The sequence below is a fragment of the Termitidicoccus mucosus genome, from assembly GCF_038725785.1.
Lineage (GTDB): Bacteria > Verrucomicrobiota > Verrucomicrobiia > Opitutales > Opitutaceae > Termitidicoccus > Termitidicoccus mucosus.
In genome coordinates this window covers 3,711,872-3,731,603 of record NZ_CP109796.1, presented here as the reverse complement: position 1 = coordinate 3,731,603, position 19,732 = coordinate 3,711,872, and the positions used below count along the sequence as shown (strand labels likewise).

13 protein-coding genes are annotated in these 19,732 nt (G+C 65.0%); 5 read left to right on the top strand and 8 right to left on the bottom strand.

What is annotated here, in order from left to right; translation table 11 throughout:
* The first annotated feature begins 173 nt into the window (after positions 1–173).
* Complete coding sequence (locus OH491_RS12970; protein WP_068771161.1) at positions 174–914, top strand: glutamine amidotransferase; 741 nt, start codon at positions 174–176, stop codon at positions 912–914.
* Positions 915–1,245: 331 nt separating this feature from the next.
* On the opposite strand, the gene OH491_RS12965 is transcribed toward OH491_RS12970, so the two are convergent.
* From OH491_RS12965 to OH491_RS12940, 6 genes are all read right to left on the bottom strand, one after another.
* On the bottom strand, positions 1,246–1,386 hold the full coding sequence (locus tag OH491_RS12965) for a histone H1 (RefSeq protein ID WP_068770889.1): 141 nt from the start codon (positions 1,384–1,386) through the stop codon (positions 1,246–1,248).
* Positions 1,387–1,590: 204 nt separating this feature from the next.
* Positions 1,591–2,466, bottom strand: a complete 876-nt coding sequence (locus tag OH491_RS12960; protein ID WP_342751053.1) for a YicC/YloC family endoribonuclease — start codon at positions 2,464–2,466, stop codon at positions 1,591–1,593.
* Positions 2,467–2,529: 63 nt separating this feature from the next.
* Positions 2,530–2,889: a four helix bundle protein gene (locus OH491_RS12955; RefSeq protein ID WP_068770891.1), complete on the bottom strand. Its 360-nt coding sequence runs from the start codon at positions 2,887–2,889 to the stop codon at positions 2,530–2,532.
* 43 nt (positions 2,890–2,932) lie between these two features.
* On the bottom strand, positions 2,933–4,177 hold the full coding sequence (gene trpB, locus OH491_RS12950) for a tryptophan synthase subunit beta (RefSeq protein ID WP_068770892.1): 1,245 nt from the start codon (positions 4,175–4,177) through the stop codon (positions 2,933–2,935).
* Positions 4,178–4,314: 137 nt separating this feature from the next.
* Positions 4,315–4,626, bottom strand: a complete 312-nt coding sequence (locus tag OH491_RS12945; RefSeq protein ID WP_145928852.1) for a hypothetical protein — start codon at positions 4,624–4,626, stop codon at positions 4,315–4,317.
* Positions 4,627–5,016: 390 nt separating this feature from the next.
* Complete coding sequence (locus OH491_RS12940; RefSeq protein ID WP_068770894.1) at positions 5,017–5,589, bottom strand: hypothetical protein; 573 nt, start codon at positions 5,587–5,589, stop codon at positions 5,017–5,019.
* A gap of 170 nt (positions 5,590–5,759) precedes the next feature.
* Here OH491_RS12940 and OH491_RS12935 point away from each other — a divergent pair, with 170 nt between their 5' ends.
* Together OH491_RS12935 and OH491_RS12930 are read left to right on the top strand one after the other, a co-directional pair.
* Complete coding sequence (locus OH491_RS12935; RefSeq protein ID WP_068771162.1) at positions 5,760–6,686, top strand: UDP-glucuronic acid decarboxylase family protein; 927 nt, start codon at positions 5,760–5,762, stop codon at positions 6,684–6,686.
* Positions 6,687–6,968: 282 nt separating this feature from the next.
* The gene (locus OH491_RS12930) at positions 6,969–8,201 is read left to right on the top strand and encodes a Bcr/CflA family multidrug efflux MFS transporter (RefSeq protein ID WP_068770895.1); all 1,233 of its coding nucleotides are present in this window, start codon (positions 6,969–6,971) and stop codon (positions 8,199–8,201) included.
* 360 nt (positions 8,202–8,561) lie between these two features.
* On the opposite strand, the gene OH491_RS12925 is transcribed toward OH491_RS12930, so the two are convergent.
* Both OH491_RS12925 and OH491_RS12920 read right to left on the bottom strand, forming a co-directional pair.
* Entirely contained in the window at positions 8,562–9,713 is a 1,152-nt protein-coding gene (locus tag OH491_RS12925) for a Gfo/Idh/MocA family protein (RefSeq protein ID WP_068771163.1), read from the bottom strand.
* Positions 9,714–9,968: 255 nt separating this feature from the next.
* Positions 9,969–10,892 carry a LysR family transcriptional regulator gene (locus OH491_RS12920; RefSeq protein ID WP_068770896.1) on the bottom strand — a complete coding sequence of 308 codons (924 nt, stop codon included), beginning with the start codon at positions 10,890–10,892 and terminating at the stop codon, positions 9,969–9,971.
* 202 nt (positions 10,893–11,094) lie between these two features.
* Between OH491_RS12920 and OH491_RS12915 the strand changes: the two genes are divergently transcribed.
* Both OH491_RS12915 and OH491_RS12910 read left to right on the top strand, forming a co-directional pair.
* Positions 11,095–11,280, top strand: coding sequence for a hypothetical protein (locus OH491_RS12915; protein WP_068770897.1), 186 nt, complete (start codon positions 11,095–11,097; stop codon positions 11,278–11,280).
* 336 nt (positions 11,281–11,616) lie between these two features.
* Positions 11,617–19,641, top strand: a complete 8,025-nt coding sequence (locus tag OH491_RS12910) for an autotransporter outer membrane beta-barrel domain-containing protein (RefSeq protein WP_068770898.1) — start codon at positions 11,617–11,619, stop codon at positions 19,639–19,641.
* The last annotated feature ends 91 nt before the right edge of the window (positions 19,642–19,732 follow it).

Sequence of the window (19,732 nt, the reverse complement as noted above, 5' to 3'; positions counted from 1 at the left end):
ACATTCCACATCGCCTGCCTGCGCCCGAGCTGGACCTGCCGCACAATCGACGGCTGGAAACCGCCCCCGTTTTCGCGGGCAAGAATGCCCGCGCTCCTTTGCGTCGCGGCGGCGCGGGCGAAAACGGCGCGGGGCCTTGCGGCACGTTGATTGCTTTGTTTCATGATCATATCATGAGCGAACCGATTCTTGTCATCAAACTCGGCGATACGTTCGGGCGGATCGCGGCGGTGCACGGCGACTTCGAGCACTGGGTGCGGGCCGGTCTGGACGAGGCCGGCGTCGATCTGTCCGTCGCCGTCGTCGATCCGCGGGCCGACGACGGCGCGGGGCTCGCCCGCCATGAATCGCCCGCCGGCGTGGTGGTGACCGGCTCGCATGCGATGGTGACCGACCACGCGCCTTGGAGCGAGGCGACCGCGCGCTGGCTGGCGCGGCTCGTGGCGAACGAAGTCCCGGTGCTCGGCATTTGCTACGGGCACCAGCTCCTCGCGCACGCGCTCGGCGGCGAGGCCGGCTGGCATCCGCGCGGCGACGAACTCGGCAATGCCGCCATCCGCCTCCGCCCCGAGGCGGATGGCGACGCGTTGTTCGCCGGTTTCCCGCATGTGTTTTCGGCGGCGGTGTCGCACAGCCAGACCGTGTTGCGGCTGCCGCCGGGCGCGGTGCTGCTGGCGGAAAACGATTTTGAGCCGCACCACGCCTTCCGCATCGGCGCGTGCGCGTGGGGCGTGCAATTCCATCCCGAGTTCAGCGCGGACATATCGCGGCTTTATCTTGACTGCACCGAGGCCGAGCTTCGGGCGGAAGGGCACGACGTCGCGGCGCTGCGGGCCGGCATCGAGGAGACCCCGCTCGCGGCCTCCGTGCTCCCACGCTTTGCCCGCATCGCGGCGGCGCGCGTGCGCGTCTGATGCGCGACACGACTGGTCGCGTGGCACGGGCGGGACGCCCGTGCTTCGCGGGGCCAGCTTTCGAAAACATGGGCGGGGACGCCCATGCCACACAATCCACACGGGCGAGACGCCCGTGCCACGCAATCCCTCGGGCCGTCCGCGTAACATCAGTTACTTTTTTGGCCCCGTAATTTCATGCGCCGCGTTGCCCGCCCTCTCGCTGGCGGCCTCGCTCTCCACTTTCTGGATACGGCGGCGCGCGGCATGATGCCGCCGGTTTCCCTCTCCGAAAAAAATGAGCCACGCCCCCTTGAGGAAGCGTGGCTCAAGCGAAAAGCCAGAAGAAATATTATTTCTTCTTGGCTGCCTTCTTGGCCGGGGCCTTCTTGGCAACGGCTTTCTTGGCCGGAGCCTTCTTGGCTACAGCTTTCTTGGCCGGAGCCTTTTTGGCGACGGCTTTCTTGGCAGTCTTTGTGGTTTTTTGGGCCATAATCTATTATGTTGTTACTTACGGATGCTCGATGCCCCTGACAACTTCTCGTATGGTTTTGAGCGGTGCCCGGGGTGTCGCGCTTGTGCCGCAGCACCTTACTTTGCGGAAAAACAGAAGGTGTTCAAGCCTATCTGTAATTTTTTTATCAGTATTCTTTTTATGGATACGCAATTTCCGGCCGGCCGCGCGCGATCCGGGGCCTCACTCGACGTTCGCGATCTGCTCGCGGATGCGCTCGAGCTCGTTTTTCAGCTCGATGACGCGGCGCGAGATTTCGAGGTTGTTCGCCTTGCTGCCGATCGTGTTCACCTCGCGGCCGATTTCCTGGAGGATGAACTCGGCTTTGCGTCCCATCTCCGCGTCGCCGCGCAGCAGGGCGGCGAACTGGTCGAGGTGGCTGCGCAGGCGCGTGAGCTCCTCGGTGATGTCGCAGCGGTCGGCGAAGAGCGCGACCTCGCGCAGCACGCGCTCGTCGCCGGCGTCCAGCTCGAGCCCGGCGTCGCGCAGCCGCTTCATCAACTGGTCGCGCCAGGCGGGCGCGACTTGCGGCGCGAGCTCCGCGATGGCGGCGATGTGCGCCGCGAGCGTTTCGATGCGGGCGAGAAAGTCCTTCAGGAGCGCGGCGCCCTCGTTTTCGCGCATCGCGGCGAACGCCTTCAGCGCCTCCTCCAGCGTGCCGAGCACGAGGGTCCGCGTCCCGTCGTCGGCGGGCAGCTCGGTTTTCCTGCGCTGCGCGCTCGCCACGCTCCACACGAGTTCCGGCGTGACGACGGGCGGCGGTTGCGCGCCGCGCCGCGCCGCCTGCGCGACGAGCCGGTCGAGCGTGGCCTCGACCGCGGCCTCGTCCCACGTGACGGCCTGCGCCGGCGCGCCTTCGCCGCCGGTGACATCGAAGCGCGCGCCCACCTTTCCGCGCGCCGCGTATCTGCGCACCAGCTCGCCCGAGGCCGCCTCGAATTCCGCCCATTCGGGGGGCAGTGAGATCGCGAGATCGAGCGTCTTGCGATTCACGGAATTGACTTGGACGGTGAGGGTGTGGTTGCCGAGCGCGGCGGACGCGCGGCCATAGCCGGTCATGCTTCGCATGAGAAGAAGTAACAAGTGGCAAGTAACAAGTGGCAAGAAAAGAGCAGGCAAGGATCAACCCGTGTCGTCCTTGCCCGCGATGCTGGAAAAGATTCGCTTCAATTCGCCGGCCTCCTGTGCGAGCGCATGGCGCTCACTGTCGAGCGTGGCATCGCCCCCGGTTTCCAGCAGCCGCAGCCAAAGCGCGCTTTCACGGGCTTCTTTGCGACAGACTTTTATCCGGTAGAAGAAGTCTTTTCTGCTGAGCCCTTCTTGTGACTCGATATAATTGGCTGCGACCGACCCTGACGAACGCACGAGTTGTTTGCTGTCTTCATAATTCGAAGGTTGCCGGGGCAGCCTGTTCACAAAACGACGCACGCGTTGAGCAAACGCAAAAGTTCGATCTGTCAGATCATTCGTTCGCCCACTCATGCCTGTCCGTACTCTTGATACTTGCTACTTGGGTCTTGCCACTTCAAGTCGCCGCGAGCATCGCGGCGACTTGCTGCACATCCTTGTCTCCCCGGCCCGAGAGGTTCACCACGACGAGCTTGTCCTTGGGCAGCGCCTTGGCGCGCTTCATCCCGTGCACGATCGCGTGCGTGCTTTCGAGCGCGGGGATGATTCCCTCCAGGCGCGAGACAAGCTGGAAGGCCTCCAGCACCTCGTCGTCGCACGCGTAGGCGAATTCGATACGGCCTCGGTCGCGATAGTAGGTGTGCTCGGGGCCGACCGCGGCGTAGTCGAGGCCGGCGCTCACGGAATGCGTCAGCTCGATCTGCCCGTCGCCGTCTTGCAGCAGGTAGGTCTTGCAGCCTTGGAGCACGCCCAGCCGTCCGCCGGCGAAGCGCGCCGCGTGCTCGCCGCGCGCGATGCCGCGGCCGCCGGCCTCCACGCCGATCAGGCGCACGCCGGGCTCCTCCAGAAACTCGAAGAACAGCCCGATCGCATTGGAGCCGCCGCCCACGCACGCGATCATTTCGTCGGGCAGGCGTCCTTCGCGCGCGAGGATTTGCTCCTTGGCCTCGAGGCCGATCACGCGGTGAAAATCGCGCACCATCATCGGATACGGGTGCGAGCCGTAGGCCGTGCCGAGGATGTAGTGCGTGCCGCGCACATTGGTCACCCAGTCGCGCATCGCCTCGTTGATCGCCTCCTTGAGGGTCTTTTGTCCGGCCTCGACGCCGCGCACTTCCGCGCCCATGAGCCGCATGCGAAACACGTTCAGCGCCTGGCGCTCCATGTCATGCGCGCCCATATAGACCACGCATTGCAGGCCGAACTTCGCGCAGGCCGCCGCGGTCGCCACGCCGTGCTGGCCCGCGCCGGTCTCGGCGATGATGCGGGTCTTGCCCATGCGCCGCGCGAGCAGCGCCTGCGCGAGGGCATTGTTGATTTTGTGCGCGCCGGTGTGCAGCAGGTCCTCGCGCTTGAAATAAATTTTCGCCCCGCCGCAGTATTCAGTGAGGCGCTCCGCGAAATATAACTCCGTCGGACGCCCTGCAAATTCCTTCAGGTGATGGCGCAGCTCGGCCTGAAACGCCGGGTCAACCCGCGCGCGTCCGTATTCCGCCGCGAGTTCCTGGAGCGCGGTGATCAAGGTTTCCGGCACAAACACGCCGCCATACGAGCCGAAATGCCCGGATGCGTCGGGCAGCGAAAACCGGTCGATGACTGGAGATGAGGGAGCGGAGGCGGAGGATGCGGCGGCGTTGGACATGGGAGCCATGAAGTGAACCCCCGCGCCACATCGCTGGCAAACCGCTTTTCATGATCGATCGTTCTCCTGCGCGTTCTCGAAACGTCCCGGAAGAGAGAACGGGAATGAGCAAGAGAACGAGAACGAGCCCGTTGCTACTACATCCTCACGCGCGCGCCCGCGTCCCGAAGGGCGCCGGAGCGGCGGGCGAGCCGTTCCGCACGGGCCTCGGCCAGCGCATGCAGCCGCGCATTGGCCTGGCCCAGCACCAACACGGTTTTCCGCGTGCCCTCGCGCAGCAGCCAGACCGCGCCGGTCCCGCCAATCACATAACCAGTCAGAATCAGCCACAATTCGCGCGCGCTGGTCCCGATCGACGGGTCAACCGGCACCCATGACGGCGCTATGATGGGCAGCAGACGCATAATAATTCCGAGGGCTAGAAGACTGATGGCGTTTGGCAGGTTCATGGTGATGGTAGTTGAAACTGCCGCCATAAAAGCCATCCGCGTGCCAATCGCTGATTTATTTTATAATATGGCTATAGTCAATAAGTTAATTATAATATAAGAAGCCTGCAAAAACGTGATTTCAGTGCATTTCGCAATATGCATCGGATCGCTGCTTGCACCCTGCAATTCGGAGACCGAGCCCCAAATATCCGAAGATAGAATGCCATTTGCGAATGAGAAGGGCGCAGTAGATGCCATTAATGGCAGGGCGCAGCCTCCGGCTGGGCCGCGGCTCGGCGGGACGCCTCGCCCTGCCTGAAGGGCAAGTCTTGCTTATGAATGGCATAGGGACGCCGGTGCCATGTGATTGGATGCGGCCTGGCATCGTCGTCCGTTACGCGACGGCGGTTATGCGTTGCTTTTGTCGGGGATGGGCTTGGCGGCGGGATGTCCGCCGAGGTTGTGCTGCTGGCGGAACGCCTCGAGGCGTTTTTTGCTTTGCTCGATTCTGTCGTTGATTTTTTCGAGCTGCTCGCGCCCGACGATTTTCAGGTTGGCCAGGGTCGTGGCGGAGGCGGTGTCGCCGGGGCTCGTGCGGAGTTTTTCCTTGTAGGCGAGATCCTCCACCAGCGCGGCCTTTTCCTGTTCGAGCCGGTCGATGCGCAATTCGTAGCCGAGTGCGACGATGGACTTGAGCGGCAGCCCGTTGACGTTCTGGCAGAGGGCGCGGTTGATGGCGGCGGGGCCGCCCGCGCCTTGGAGCTGCATGAGCGAGAGGCGGATCTCATCGAGGCAGGCGTGGATTTCCTGTGTCTCCGCGGCACCGAGCTGCCGGGCGAGAAAGCTGATGGAAACATTCAGTTGCTCGACGCTTTCCGCCTTCACCGGCGTGTCGTAGGGCGGCTTCCCGCATCCGCCGGCCACCAGCGCGGCGAGGAGCAGGGCGGGCGTGAGAAAATGAAAGGCGCGGCGCGAAAGCATGACGGGAAAATGACGCAACGGCCGCGCGGCGCAAGCGCGGGGTGTTTTCGAGGCGCGCGGGCATTTCTGTCCGCACCGCGCCGCCGCGCCCCTACGAATTTTTTGTTAATGGTTTCCCCGTGCTGATTTCGCTGGCCCGTCGGCGGGCTTTCCGCATCGTGCACCCCAGTATGCGTATTCTTGTGACAGGGGGCGCAGGCTTCCTCGGCTCCAATCTTTGCGACCGTCTCATCAATGATGGGCACGAGGTCATCTGCCTCGACAACTTCTTCACCGGCCGCAAGGCCAACATCGCGCACCTCGCCGGCCATCCGCGTTTCGAACTCGTGCGGCACGACGTGATCGACCCGTTCAAGTTCGAGGTGGACCAGATCTACAACCTCGCCTGTCCCGCCTCGCCGCCGCACTACCAGTACAATCCCATCAAGACCACCAAGACCTCGGTGATGGGCGCGATCAACTGCCTCGGCCTCGCCAAGCGCGTGCGCGCGCGGGTGTTTCAGGCGAGCACGTCGGAGGTTTACGGCGACCCGCACGTGCACCCGCAGCCCGAGGACTACTGGGGCAACGTCAACCCCATCGGGCGCCGCTCCTGCTACGACGAGGGCAAGCGTTGCGCCGAGACGCTCTTCTTCGATTACCACCGCGAAAACAAGGTCGATATCCGCGTCATCCGTATCTTCAACACCTACGGCCCGCGCATGCTCCCCAACGACGGACGCGTCGTGTCGAACTTCATCGTGCAGGCGCTGCGCGGCGACGACCTCACCATCTACGGCGACGGTTCGCAGACGCGCTCCTTCTGCTATGTGGACGACCTCATCGAAGGCTTTGTGCGCTTCATGAACCAGGCCGAGATCGTCGGCCCGCTGAACTGCGGCAACCCGGGCGAGTTCACCATGCTCGGGCTGGCCGAGGCCGTGCTCAAGCAGGTCGGCGGCAAATCCAAAATCGTCCACCATCCGCTTCCGTCCGACGACCCGAAGCAGCGCCGTCCCGACATCTCGCTGGCGAAAAAAGTCCTCGGCTGGGAGCCGAAAATCCCGCTGGAGGAGGGCCTCAAGCGGGCCATCGCCTACTTCCGCACGCAAATCTGAGCGCGGCCGCGGCCCCGCCCGGGAAAAAATTCCGCGCAGGAGCGGCGCGGGCGTTTCGTAGCGTAGCATCCTGCCTGCCGTCGAAACCAAAGGCGCGCCGCGCCGCTGATTCTCTTTCTCTCGGAAAAATGCCGCGCTTCGCGCGACCTTTTGAGGACGGCAGGCAAGGATGCCTGCGCCACGCGTTGACGCGTGCTCTGGAAACCTCACGCCAAACGGAGACGTCCCGGTTTTTTAAAAAAGCCACATGACACAAAACCCGGAAAACGTAATCTGCGCGGGATGGTTGCAAACACCGACACTGTCCACCACGCGCCGCCGGCAAGGGCCGGGGCGCGCTACTACCGATTGATCCTGATCCTCGCCCTGCTCGCCGCGTTCGGGCCGCTTGCGACCGACATGTATCTGCCCGCGCTGCCGCAAATCGCCCGCGACCTGCGCACCAGCGAGAGCGCGGCGCAATTCAGCCTGTCCGTCTTTTTCATCGCGGTGGCGCTCTCCCAAATGATCTACGGGCCGCTCTCCGACCGGTTCGGACGGCGGCGTCCGTTGCTGTGCGGGCTGGCGCTGTTCGCGCTGGCGTCGGTGGGCTGCGCGAGCGCGGGGTCGGCGGGTGAGCTGATCGGCTGGCGGGTGGCGATGGCGCTGGGCGGCGCGGCGGGGATGGTGCTCTCGCGGGCCGTCGTCCGCGACCGGTTCTCGGGGCGCGAGTCGGCGTCGGCGTTTTCGTTGTTGATGATCGTCATGGGCGCGGCCCCGATCCTCGCGCCGATAGCGGGGGCGCAAATCCTGCCGCTGGGCGGGTGGCGCGGCATTTTCTGGGTGTTGCTGGCGGTGGGGGTGACGGCGTGGCTGGCGGTGATGTTCGGGCTGCCGGAATCGCTGCCGGCGGAACGGCGGAGCCGGCTGGGCGTGCTGTCGGCGGTCGCGGGCTACTGGCGGCTGCTGGGCGAACGGCGTTTCCTGGGTTACGCGCTGGTACTCGGCTTCAACGCCGGGGCCTTGTTCACCTACATCACGTGCTCGCCGCATGTGTTCATCGAGTTGAACGGCGTGTCGCCGGCGGGGTTCTCGGCGTTTTTCGGGCTCAATGCGCTGGGGATGCTCGGCGCGGCGGCGCTCAACCGGAAGCTGCTGCACAATCACGCGCCGGGGCGGATACTCGGCGTCGTGCTGGCCGTGGTGCTGCTCGCGGGGCTGGCGCTGGCGGTGTGCGCGTGGACGGGGCTCGGGGGTTTCCCGGCGATGGTGGCGATGCTCTTTTTGACCCTGGCGTCGGGCGGCATGGTGGGGCCGAACGCGATTGCGCTGGCGCTGGAGCCGTTTGGGCGCGCGGCGGGAAGCGCGGCGGCGTTGCTCGGCACGCTGCAATTCGGCATGGGCGGGCTGGCGGGCGCGCTGGCGGGTTGCTTCGGCACGGAGAGCGCGGCGCCCATGGGCGTGACGCTCGCGGTGTGCGCGGCGGCGGCCTTCGCGTCGTTGCGGCTGGCGGCCGGGCGGGCGCGTCAGGCATGACTCTGGCGGCGGCGAAGGATGCGGAATATCCCCGAAAGCGCATGGATTTTATATAACCGCGAAGGACGCGAAGAGCGCGGAAAAAATGCGTGCCGGTTTTATGGGTGGGATGCAAAGAGAGGCCCGCGCCACCCGGCCTGACAGCACGTTGAGTGGCACCCGGCCCTTATATCGTTTCCAAACGAAATTTATATTCAGGTAGGGCGAGGCGTCCCGCCGAGCCGTGAACGGTTCGCGGCTCGGCGGGACGCCTCGCCCTACCATGATAAGTCTATAAATAGTTCGGGAATGGTATTATATTTTTCGCGCCCTTCGTATTCTTCGCGGTTATATAAAACCAAGCCCGGCCGTTTTCGTCGCTCAGCGCCGGAACGATTTCGAAAAATCGGGCTGGTTCACGACGGTTTTCCTCACCTTGGGCGCGCTGGAGATCGCGATGCGCTGGTTGAGCATTTTTTCGTAAAGCTCCGCGTCGAGCGGGAACGGGATGTCCTTGTCCAGCCACGCGGAGAGCAGCATCGCGTTGGCAATCTCGACGGAGGCCAGCCCCTCGGACGCGGGCGCGATCAGTTTTTCCCCGTCGAGAATCGCGCCGGTGAAATTCTTCAGGATGCCGGCGTGCTGCTCGCCGTGGTCCGGCGCGTCGAAGACATGCTCCGTTGTGGCGGGACGCGCGAACGCCTCGGCGGTCACGCGGCTGAACTGCGTCATCGGGGCGGCGTTTTGCGTGAAGGTGATCCGGTCGTTCTCATACACGACACGGCCGCGCTCGCCGGTGATTTCGAGGCGGTTGGTGCCGGGCGCCTCGCCGGTGGAGGCGACAAACACGCCGGTCGCGCCGTTGGAAAACTCGATGTAGGCCGTGACATCGTCCTCGACCTCGATGCGGTGGTAGCGCCCGAACCCGGCGTGGGCGCGCACGCGCGCGGGCAGGCCGAAGAGCCACTGGAGCATGTCGAGGTTGTGCGGGCACTGGTTGAGCAGCACGCCGCCGCCCTCGCCCTTCCACGTGGCGCGCCAGGCGCTCGAGGCGTAGTAGGCCTCGGTGCGGAACCAGTCGGTCACGATCCAGTTCACGCGGCGCACCTCGCCGAGGTCGCCGTTGCGGATGTATTCGCGGATTTTCCGGTAATACGGATCGGTGCGCTGGTTGAACATCACCGCGAAGACCTGTTTTTTGCCGGTGTGCGCGTCGAGCAGGCGGCGCGCCTCGGCCTTGTGCACGACGAGCGGTTTTTCCATCATCACGTGCAGCCCGGCCTGCAGCGCCGCGATGCCGATCGGCGTGTGCGAGTAGTGCGGCGTGGCGACGAGGATCGCGTCGATCAGCCCGGAGCCGATCATCTCCTCGGCGGTGGCGAAGCCCTTGACGCCGGGAAACGCGGCGCGGCGCGCCTCGTCCATGTCGGCGACGGCGGCGAGCTCGAGGCGCGGGATTTGGCCGGAAAGGATGTTGTTGGCATGGAGCGTGCCCATGCCGAGTCCTGCGATGCCTATGCGAACGGTTTTCATGCGATGGAAAATGGTGCGCGCGGATGTTGGCGGTTTTTCGGGCGCGCGCGATGTTTGTTTGCCAGCCGTGATCGTGCCCATGCAGGAAGCGTTCCGAAATCAAAACGAGTGAACGGGAAGGGGAACGGGCAAGGGAACCATTTATCTCACACCAAGGCACGAAGGCACAAAGGAATGAATCATAACGGCACACTTGCCGGTACTTTGTGCCTTCGTGCCTTGGTGTGAGATAAAACCGAACGATTTTTTGGGCTGTCATTTGCCGGCCTTACCCCCGGTCTCCCTTTTGCCCGCGTCCAAGGCCCGCACATTTTCCCGCAGGAGCGTGATGAACTGGTTCGCGCCGTGGCTTTGGTAACGCTGGAGGTGGCGCACAAGGGCGATTTCCCGATAGGGGGCGCGACCGCTCAGCTTCCGGTAAACCAGGCTCACCGGGTCCACGCTGGTGCGGGCCGATTTTGGCAAAATGGAGATCCCCGCGCCGACCGCCACGAGTGATTTCACGGTGCGTATCTGCGCGCAATGATGCCCGCTGCGCGGCTCGAAATCGTGGTCGCCGCAGAATCGCTGGATTTGCGAGGCCAGGCTGCTGGAATGCCCGAGCAGCACAAAGGTCTCATCCGCCAGATCGTGCGCCGTCACCTCCGGCTTGGACGCCAGCGGATGGCCTTCGGCGACGACCAGCAGCAGCGGCTCCCGAAACAGGACCTCCGCAGCCACGCGGTGGTCGTCCACCGGCATCGAAATCAATGCCAGGTCAACCTCGCCGTCCACCACCGCGTTGAGCAGCGGCGCGTGGAAGTTTTCCAGCGTGTTGATCACCAAGCCCGGAAACCGCCCGGTCGCCTCCAGGATAAGCGGCGGCAGCCAGTAGGGCATGATGCTCGGGGTGGCGCCCACCGTGATGCGCCGCTCCTGGGACGGGCTGTCCTGAATCTCCTTGGCCGCCGTTTCCACCTCAAACAGGATGCGGCGGGCGCGTCCGATGAACATCTCGCCCGTCTCGGTCGGCACCGCCCGGCGTCCCAGCCGGTGGAAGAGTTTATGGCCCAGCTCGGTCTCCAGATTTATTATCTGCTGACTGAGAGATGGTTGAGTGACAAAGCAGCGCTCGGCCGCCCGGGTGAAATTCCCGGTCTCGGCCACGGCGACGAGATAGCGTAGTTGTTGAAGCTCCATGCAATAAGTCTGAAATTAAAGAGGATCAATCAGTTGCGATGATTTCCTAGCCTAAACTTAATCTTCCAATTCAAGCATATATAGCTTCCTCCTATGAATTCAATAGAAAGCAATTATTTCTCCTATTCCAGATGTGTTGTATCATCATTGCATCCCGCATTTCGTATCGAGGTGCGGCTAACCTAAAACAGAAAGCAAAAACATGAAAACCAACCGCTTGATTCCTGCTCTTGTGCTCGGTGGCTTTGCGGCCATCGTCGCGGTCCTCGCGACTGTGGACACGAACATCAGGATTGAGAGTCTCCTCGGTTACGGAGCCGTAGCTTCGCTCCTCACCGTGGCGGTCATCGATTATGGGCGTGACCTCCGTCACTCCCGCAATCGTTGAGTGTGTTTTCTTAGTAGAACCAAACAAGAACGGCCCCCGGAGAAATCCGGGGGCTTTTTTTGGGGGTGAATCTTGGAAACGCGGGAAATAGCGGGATTTCCAAACTTTCTACTCGCATCCCCGTATTTTAATGATAATATCTTTTTTACCATAATGAAGGCATATCAATTATTGATGTAAGCGCCAATTTACCTGCAGGAAGGCATTGTTTTATATCGATTATTAACCTGATATTATAAATAGAAACCAAATTTGGGCTATCGATGAAGAAACTGCCACTCCATCGGTCGCAGGCCTCAAGCCATCCCTCCATTCACCCAAGAGCCACTGATCGCCATGAATCCAGACAAAACCCACCACGCAGAAACACGCCCGGTTTCCGAGCATTCCCAACCCAACACCTCCGGTCTGCGTCCGCAGCGTCGGCTGCCACTGCCGGCGCTTTTCGTCCTCACCGCGCTCCTGCTCACGTCGACGGGCGCGGGCTTGCGCGCGCAGACCATCATAAACACCGATACCACCGCCACGGGCATTGCCGTTGAGCACACCACGGGCGGCACGCTGACCATCAGCGCGACCGTCGTCAGCACGGGCTCCTATGCCGTGCGGGTCGCCACGAGCCCCGTGACGCTGGTCAACGAGGCCACTGGGCGCATTGAGGCCACGGATGCGACCACAGCTCGTCGCGCGGTTGATTTTGCCATCAGCGGCACACTCCTCAACGCCGGCATCATTTCCTCCACCGCCCACGCCGGTGGAGTCGGTATTTATGCCGGTGCCCTCATCACTGGATCCAATTCTGGACTCATCGAGGGCGGCACCTACGGCATGGATTTCGCCGCGGCCGCCAATGGCAGTGTGTTTACCAATTCCGGCACGATCCTCGGCGCGGGGGGCGTGAGCCGTGGTATTAGGGTGAACAGCGGAGCCTCTATTGAACTGGCCAACGAGGCTGGTGGTCTCATCACGGGAGGCCAGCACGGTGTGTATTTCAACAGCGGCGGCACTGTGACCAACGCTGGCCTCGTCACAGGCACGGCCTCCAACGGCGAGGGCCTCACCACCAATGGCATGACCAAGGTCGTCAACACCGGCATCTTTGCCGGCAGCAAATACGGCATCAATTTTGGTTCGACTTCCACGAACAACATTCTGGACAACTCCGGCACTGTTAGTGGCACGGGTCCCGCTGGCGTGGGAGTTTATGCCCAAAATCTGCTCAGTGGCACCAATACCGGGCTCATTACGGGCACCTTCGGCATTCAGTTTGGCCACGCCAATGCCGCTGGCAGCGAAATCATTAACTTTGGCACGATCTCCGGCACGGGGGCGAATAGCCGAGGCGTCACCTCTTCTCCCGCTGCCATCCTGCTCGACAATCGCTCTGGCGGTCTGGTCGAGGGCGCATTGCAGGGCGTTTACTTCGCCGCCCCCGGTGGCACGGTGACCAACTCCGGTACCATCAAGGCCGTTGCCACTGCCAACGGCAGGGCTGTTCACGCCGAAGGAGGTCCGCTTTCCCTCACCAATTCCGGTTTGGTTCAGGGGCTCCAATACGGTGTCTGGCTCAATGGAGCCGCCGCCACCGGCAGCGAGATTACAAACTTCGGCACCATCACAGGCACGTCCGCTGGCAGCTTTGGCATATACTCCGCCTCTTCCTCCCTCCTCGTCACCAACTCCACCTCCGGCCTCATCGAAGGCGGCACGGCGGGTGTCTGGCTCGCCGCCGGCGGCACCATCCGCAACTCCGGCATCATCAACGCCACCGCCGCGGACGGCTGGGGCGTTTACGTCGCCGACGGCGATGCTCTCGTGGAAAACCTCGCCACCGGCACCATTCGCGGCGTCTATGCCGGCGGCACCACCTCGGTCGTGAACGACGGCCTCATCACCGGCTCCGGCGTGTGGCTCTCCGCTTGGTCCACCCTCGCCGGCTCCGGCACCATCAGCGCCACGGGCACCGCGCTCACGCTGGCCGACGGCGCGAACCACGCCAACGCCATGAGCCTCGTCGGCACCGAGGTCGGCGTGGCCTTCGCCAGCTCCGGCACGCTGGTGAACAACGCCCGCATCGAGGGCACGGCCCGCCATGGCGTGCAGGCCCTGAACGCCTCCGTGTCCGTCACCAACGCCGCCGGCGCGCTCATCCAGGGCGGCAATTCCGGCATGTATCTCGTCTACGGCGGCACCGTCGCCAACTCCGGCACCATTTCGGGCACGCACCAAAACACGGGCAGCGGCATTTCTGCGGAAGCGGGTCCAGTCCTCGTAACCAATTCCACCTCCGGCCTCGTTCAAGGCGGCGCTTACGGTCTTTACCTGTATCAAGGCGGCACGCTGGTCAACCACGGCGCCATCACGAGCACGGGAAGCTACGGTTACGGCATTCAGGTTTACGGCGCTTTTACCGCCACCAACACCGGCCTCATCCAAGGCAGTTCCTATGGCGCGGTTTTCCCTTCCACCAGCACGTTGTGGAATTCCGGCATCATCTCGGCCACCAGCGTCAATGGCGGCAGCGGAGTCATGGTCGGCGGCACGTCCCTCGTCACCAACCTCGGCCTCATCGAAGGGACCGCGCACGGCTTGGCTCTGAGTAATGGCGGCACGCTGGCCAACTCCGGCACCATCCGCGGCGACACTGACGGCTCCGGCTACGGCTACGGTGCCAGCTTTAGCGGCACGTTTGCCGCCGCCAACACCGGCCTGATCGAGGGCCGCGTCGGTGTTACCGCCGCGAACGGCATCGTCGTATTGTTCAACTCCGGCACGATTCGCGGCGCCGGCGCCGGCGGCGGCATCGAAAGCTACGGCGCGTTTACCGGCAGCAACTCCACCTCCGGTCTCATTCAGGGCGGGGACTACGGTCTTTACCTGTACCAAGGCGGCACGGTGTGGAACGCCGGCATCGTCAGCGCCACGTTGTCATATAATGGCATCGGCATCAATGCGACGGGCTCCGTGGTCGTGGACAACGCAGGCGGCCGCATCGAGGCGAGCAATGACGCCATCCAACTCGCCTCCGGCGGCACGATTCGGAACAGCGGCACCATCAAGGGCGGCTATCGTGGCGTGAATATGGGAGGCAACACCTGGGGCGCCTGGGTGAGCAACACCACGGGCGGCCGGATCGAGGGCGTTGCTTATGGCGTGAACGCCGTGGCTGGCGGCACGGTGTGGAACAGCGGCTACATCCTTGGCACCGATACTGGCGGGGCTGACGGCGTCTATTTCGGTGGCAATGACGGCATTGGCGAGGTGCGCAACACCGGCACCATCATCGGTGGAGGCAGGTATGGCGTGTCATTTTTCAATGACACCCCGGCCAATCTTCTCACCAACGGCGCCGGCGCCCTTGTCCAAGGCGTGAGCGCCGGCGTCTGGATCGAGGGCGGCACCGTCACCAACAGCGGCGCCATCATCGGCACGTCCGCCGCCGGCTACGGCCTGTGGTCGCGCGGCACGCTCTCGCTCGCCAACGACGGCCTCATCCAGGGCGGCGCGTATGGCGCCAACATCATCCTCGACGCCAGCGGCACGGTGACCAACTCCGGCACCATCACCGGCACGTCCGCCGCCGGCATCGGCATGAATGCCAACATCCGCCTCGTCACCAACAGCGCCTCCGGCCTCATCGAGGGCGGGCAGGACGGCCTTCTTCTCACCAACAGCAGCACGCTGTCCAATTCCGGCACGATTCGCGGACTGGCCGGCGCCGGCGTCGGCGCGAGCGGCCGGCTCACCGGCACAAACACCGGTTTGATTCAAGGCGGCTCGACCGGCGTCAACCTCGCCGCCGGCGGCACGCTCCATAACAGCGGCACCATCACCGGCACGGCGGCAAGCAGCTACGGCATTTATGCCGCCAATGCCTCGGTGCTCATCAGCAACACCACCGGCGGGCTTGTCACCGGCGGCGAGGATGGCATCTATCTCGCGGCGGGCGGCACGGTCGCCAACAGCGGCACCCTCGCGGGCGGAAACGACAGCGGCGTCTACGCCTGGGGCGCGCCTGTCTCCGTCACCAACAACGCGGGCGGCGCCATCAGCGGCGGACAGCAAGGCGTCTGGCTTTCCGCCGCCGGCGACGTGACCAACAATGCCGGGGCGCGCATTCACGGCGACTGGTATGGCGTTTATCTTAACGCCGGCGGCAGCGTGGCCAACACCGGCAGCATCACGGGCGGCTATCACGGCGTTTACGCCATTGCCACGCCCGCTTTCGTGGACAACGGCACCGGCGGTCACATCAGCGGCTCCAATATCGGCGTCTGGCTCGCCGCCGGTGGCACCGTGGCCAATGCCGGCGCCATCGCCGGCACAGGAGCGGGCGGCTACGGCGTCCTTGCGGAGAACGGCGCCGCCCTCGTCACCAACACCACCAGCGGCTCCATCACCGGCGCCGCCCACGGCGTCTGGCTGGGCGCCGGCGGCACCGTGTTCAACTCCGGCGCAATTCTCGGGCAGGCATTCTCGGGCAGGGGCGTTTACTCCGATGGCATCGCCACCGTCACCAACGCCGGCCTCATCCAGGGCGTTTACGAGGGCATCAATTTGTATGCCGGCGGCACCGTGGCCAACTCCGGCATTATCAGCGGCACCGATGGCTCGGCCGGCGACGGTGTTTACAGCACCAACGCCGGCACCTTGATCACCGTCACCAACAACAGCGCAGGCCTGATCGAGGGCGGCTGGAGGGGCATTGCCACATTCGGCAGCCTCGATGTTGTCAATTCCGGCACGATCACAGGCATGACCGGGCCTGGCATCTATGCCGGGGAGCGCGCCCTCGTCACCAACACCACCGGCGGCCTCATCAGCGGCGGCACGTGGGCCATCTTCCTCGAGGCCAACGCCGCCAACGAAGTCCGCCTCTGGAACGGCAGCACGCTTGCCGGCGCGCTCGAAATCAACGGCGACGCCTCCACGCTCACCCTCGCCGGCGCGTCCGGCTCGCAGTCCTACGCCGCCGCCGTCACCGGCAGCACCGTGTTCACCGGCACCCTCGTGAAAACCGGCTCCGGCGCTTGGGACCTCGACTCCCCCGCCGCGAGCCTCGCCGGCCTCGCCCAGCAGGCCACGCTCGTGCAGGCCGGCACCCTCGCCGTGGACTGGGCCGCGCACCAGCTCAACGCAGCCCCCGCCGACGTGACCGCCGGCGCGACCTTGCAAGTCAGGAAAAGCGGCACCGCCGCCGCCACCTTCGCCAGCCCGCTCACTGGCGCGGGCTATATTGACCTCTACAACGCCGCCGCCACCGCGGGCGGGGAGTTCGTCCTCGCCGCGGCCGCCGGCAACGCCTTCACCGGCACCATCGGCGTGCGCGGCGCGACGCGCACGGGCTACTTCCGCCTCGACGACAACGCCGAGGCCGCGCTCGCCGGCGCCACGCTGCTGCTCGGCGCAAATTCCGAGACCACGCTCGACGCCGACCGCACGATCGGCGGGCTCCACTTCGACGGCGGACGCGTCTTCATCATGACCGACACCGCCGCCTCGCCCATCACCCCCTGCGTGCTCACCGTGGGCACGCTGGCCGGCGCCAACGGCTCCTTCGGCCTGGGCGACGGCGCGCTCACCGGTCTCGACCTCCCGCGCCCGCCCGGCACCGGCGCGCTCACCGCCAACATCTTCGACGTGGACGCGATTGTCATCTCCGACAACCGCACCCCCATCGTGAAAGTCACCGGCTCCTCCTCCGTGGGCCACGGCACGGCCTACTCGCTGGTGGACACCGCCACCGCCGCGCTGGGCGAAAGCGGCACGATGGATTTCTACGACGCCACCGGCACGGACATCATCGGCAAAATCACCCACGGCTACAAAGCCGTCTATTACGATCCCGCCATCGACCCCGCCAGCGGCGCCTCCGGCCCGGGCGTCTATCTCGACTACGGCGTGACCGCCATCGAAAGCACGCACGCCACCACCGCCATCACGCTCGACCCGACCGGCTCGCATGACAAGACCCTCAGCGCGAAACTCGCCGGCGCCGGCGCGGGTTTCATCTTCACCGGCGCCGACACCATCACCCTCGCGCAGCAGGCCGGCTACACCGGCGCGACACTCATCACCGGTTCCGCCGTGCTCAAGGCCGGCGACGGCATCGCCGACATCATTGCCAGCAGCACGCGCGTGACGCTTGACGGGGAGCGCACCGGCTTCGACCTCGGCACCGCAAACCAGCGCGTGCAGGATTTCTCCGGCAGCGGCTCCGTGGCGCTGCGCGACGCCACTCTCACGGTGGATAACACCGGCTTTACCGGCACGCTCTCCGGCGCGGTCACCGGCGGCGCGGGCGGGCTCGCGCTCGCGGGCGGCAACCTCGCCCTCACCGGCACCGGCTCCTACACCGGCACGACCGCCGTGCAGACCGGCGCGACCCTCACCCTCGGCGACGGCACGACCCTCGGCGCGCTCGCCTCCGCCAGCCGCGTGTCCGTGGCCGCCGGAGGCACCTTCGCGCTCTGGCGTTCCGACGCGGTCACCTTTGCCAACACCGTCGCCGCCGACGGCATCATTGAGGTGAAAGCCGGCTCCGGTGACACCGCCTTCACCGGCCCGCTCACCGGCTCCGGCACCCTGGTGCAAAACGCCGCCGCGCTCGCCACGCTCTCCGGCGCGAACGACATCGCCCTGCTCGTCAACCGCGGCACGGCGCAAATCGGCACCGGCGGCGGCATCGGCAACGGCTGGGCGGACGACCGCCTCGACCGCTCCGTCACGCTCGCCGCCGCCGACACGAAGCTCATCCTCGACCGCTCCGACAATTTCTACATCGACACCGCCATCGCCGGCGCGGGCGCCGTGGACATCATCGGCGGCGGCACCACCGTCGTGCAGCGCCAGCAAACCTACACCGGCGCGACCTACGTGCGGGGCGACACCCTGCGCTCCGGCACGACCAACGTGTTTGCCGCCAGCGCGGGCCTGACCCTTGAGAATGCGGCCTTCGACCTCGCCGGCCACAACCAAACCCTCCAGCGCCTCCACGGTGCGCCCGGGAGCGCGGGCATTCCTGCCCGCGTGTATTATCACACCGACCAGATTGCCCACATCGCCCCCGACAACCAGCCGCTGCCAGCCTCGGCCTACGCCACCTTGACCACCGGCGAACTTACCGGCGCGACCGAGCAGCACCTGAACATCGACCTCGCCGGCCGCCTCAGCGACAGGCTTCAGGTCGGCACGCTGGCCACCGGCACGCACCGCTTCGTGCTCCACCGCACCACCACCACGGAAATCGACGATGCGAAGCGCACCTACGCCCTCGACATGCTCGCCCTGCCGATGGCTGCCAGCGACGACCCCGCCGTGCTCGACATCACCTCCAACGAATTCGAGATGGGCGCGCACACCTACCGGCTCTATCGCGGCGACGGCGGAAGAATCATGCCGGAGACAAACAAGTTCTACCTGTCCGGCGGCGATGCGCGCAGCCGCGCCGGCGACGCGATCTACTGGACCGCCGGGGTGGCCGGGCTCGACTGGCACTATTCGCTGGACAGCCTGCGCAAGCGCATGGGCGAGTTGCGCATGGGCGGGCTGCCCGAAAACGGAAACGTGTGGGTGACGGCCAACACCTACCGGCTCAACGCGGGCGGCGGCCTCGCCGGGGACGGCTTCACGCAGGACAGCTTCGGGATGACCGCAGGCGGAGACCGGCGCATCGACCTGTCCGGTGACCTCACGCTGCTGGCCGGCGGTTTCCTCTCCTTCGCCCGGCACGAGCGGGACTTTGAGCGCCACGGCAGCGGCGAGACCTCCGGCTTTGGCTTGGGCGGCTACGCGACAGTGCTGCACAAGGACGGCTGGTATGGCGACTTCGTGCTGCGCGCCGACCGCAACAGCAACAAGCTGCACTCGCAGGCGGTGGACGGCTTTGTGACCGACGCGCGCTACGGCAGCGAGGCGATGGGCGCGTCGCTGGAACTGGGCCGCTACGTGACCTCGGGCAACCTCTGGCTGGAGCCCTCGGTGCAGATGGCGCTGGCCCGTTTCGGCAGCGAGACCTACGACACGGAGCGCCAGACCGTTTACCACGAGCCCATCCATGTGCGCATCGACGGCGCGACGGCGGCGCAATACCGCCTGCAAATGCGCGGCGGCGTGGATCTCGGCCGCTGGCGTCCCTATCTCCGCGTGGCGGAGGTCAAGAGCGACACGGGCGGCGGCAAGCTGCACGTGGAAGGCCGCGAGTGGACGCCCGGCTTCGACGGCTGGCGTTTCGAGGCCGGCCTGGGCGCCGGCTACCTCATCGACGCGCAAAGCCAGTTGTATTTCGATTATGAATACAACAAGGCCGACGCCTACGAGCGCCCCTGGTCCCTGAGCCTCGGCTACCGCCGGGCCTGGTAAGGGGGGGACCAATTACGAATTACAAATGACGAATTACGAATTTGGAGCTGCCGCTCCAACCGACAGTATCGGCGCGGCAGCGCCAAATTCG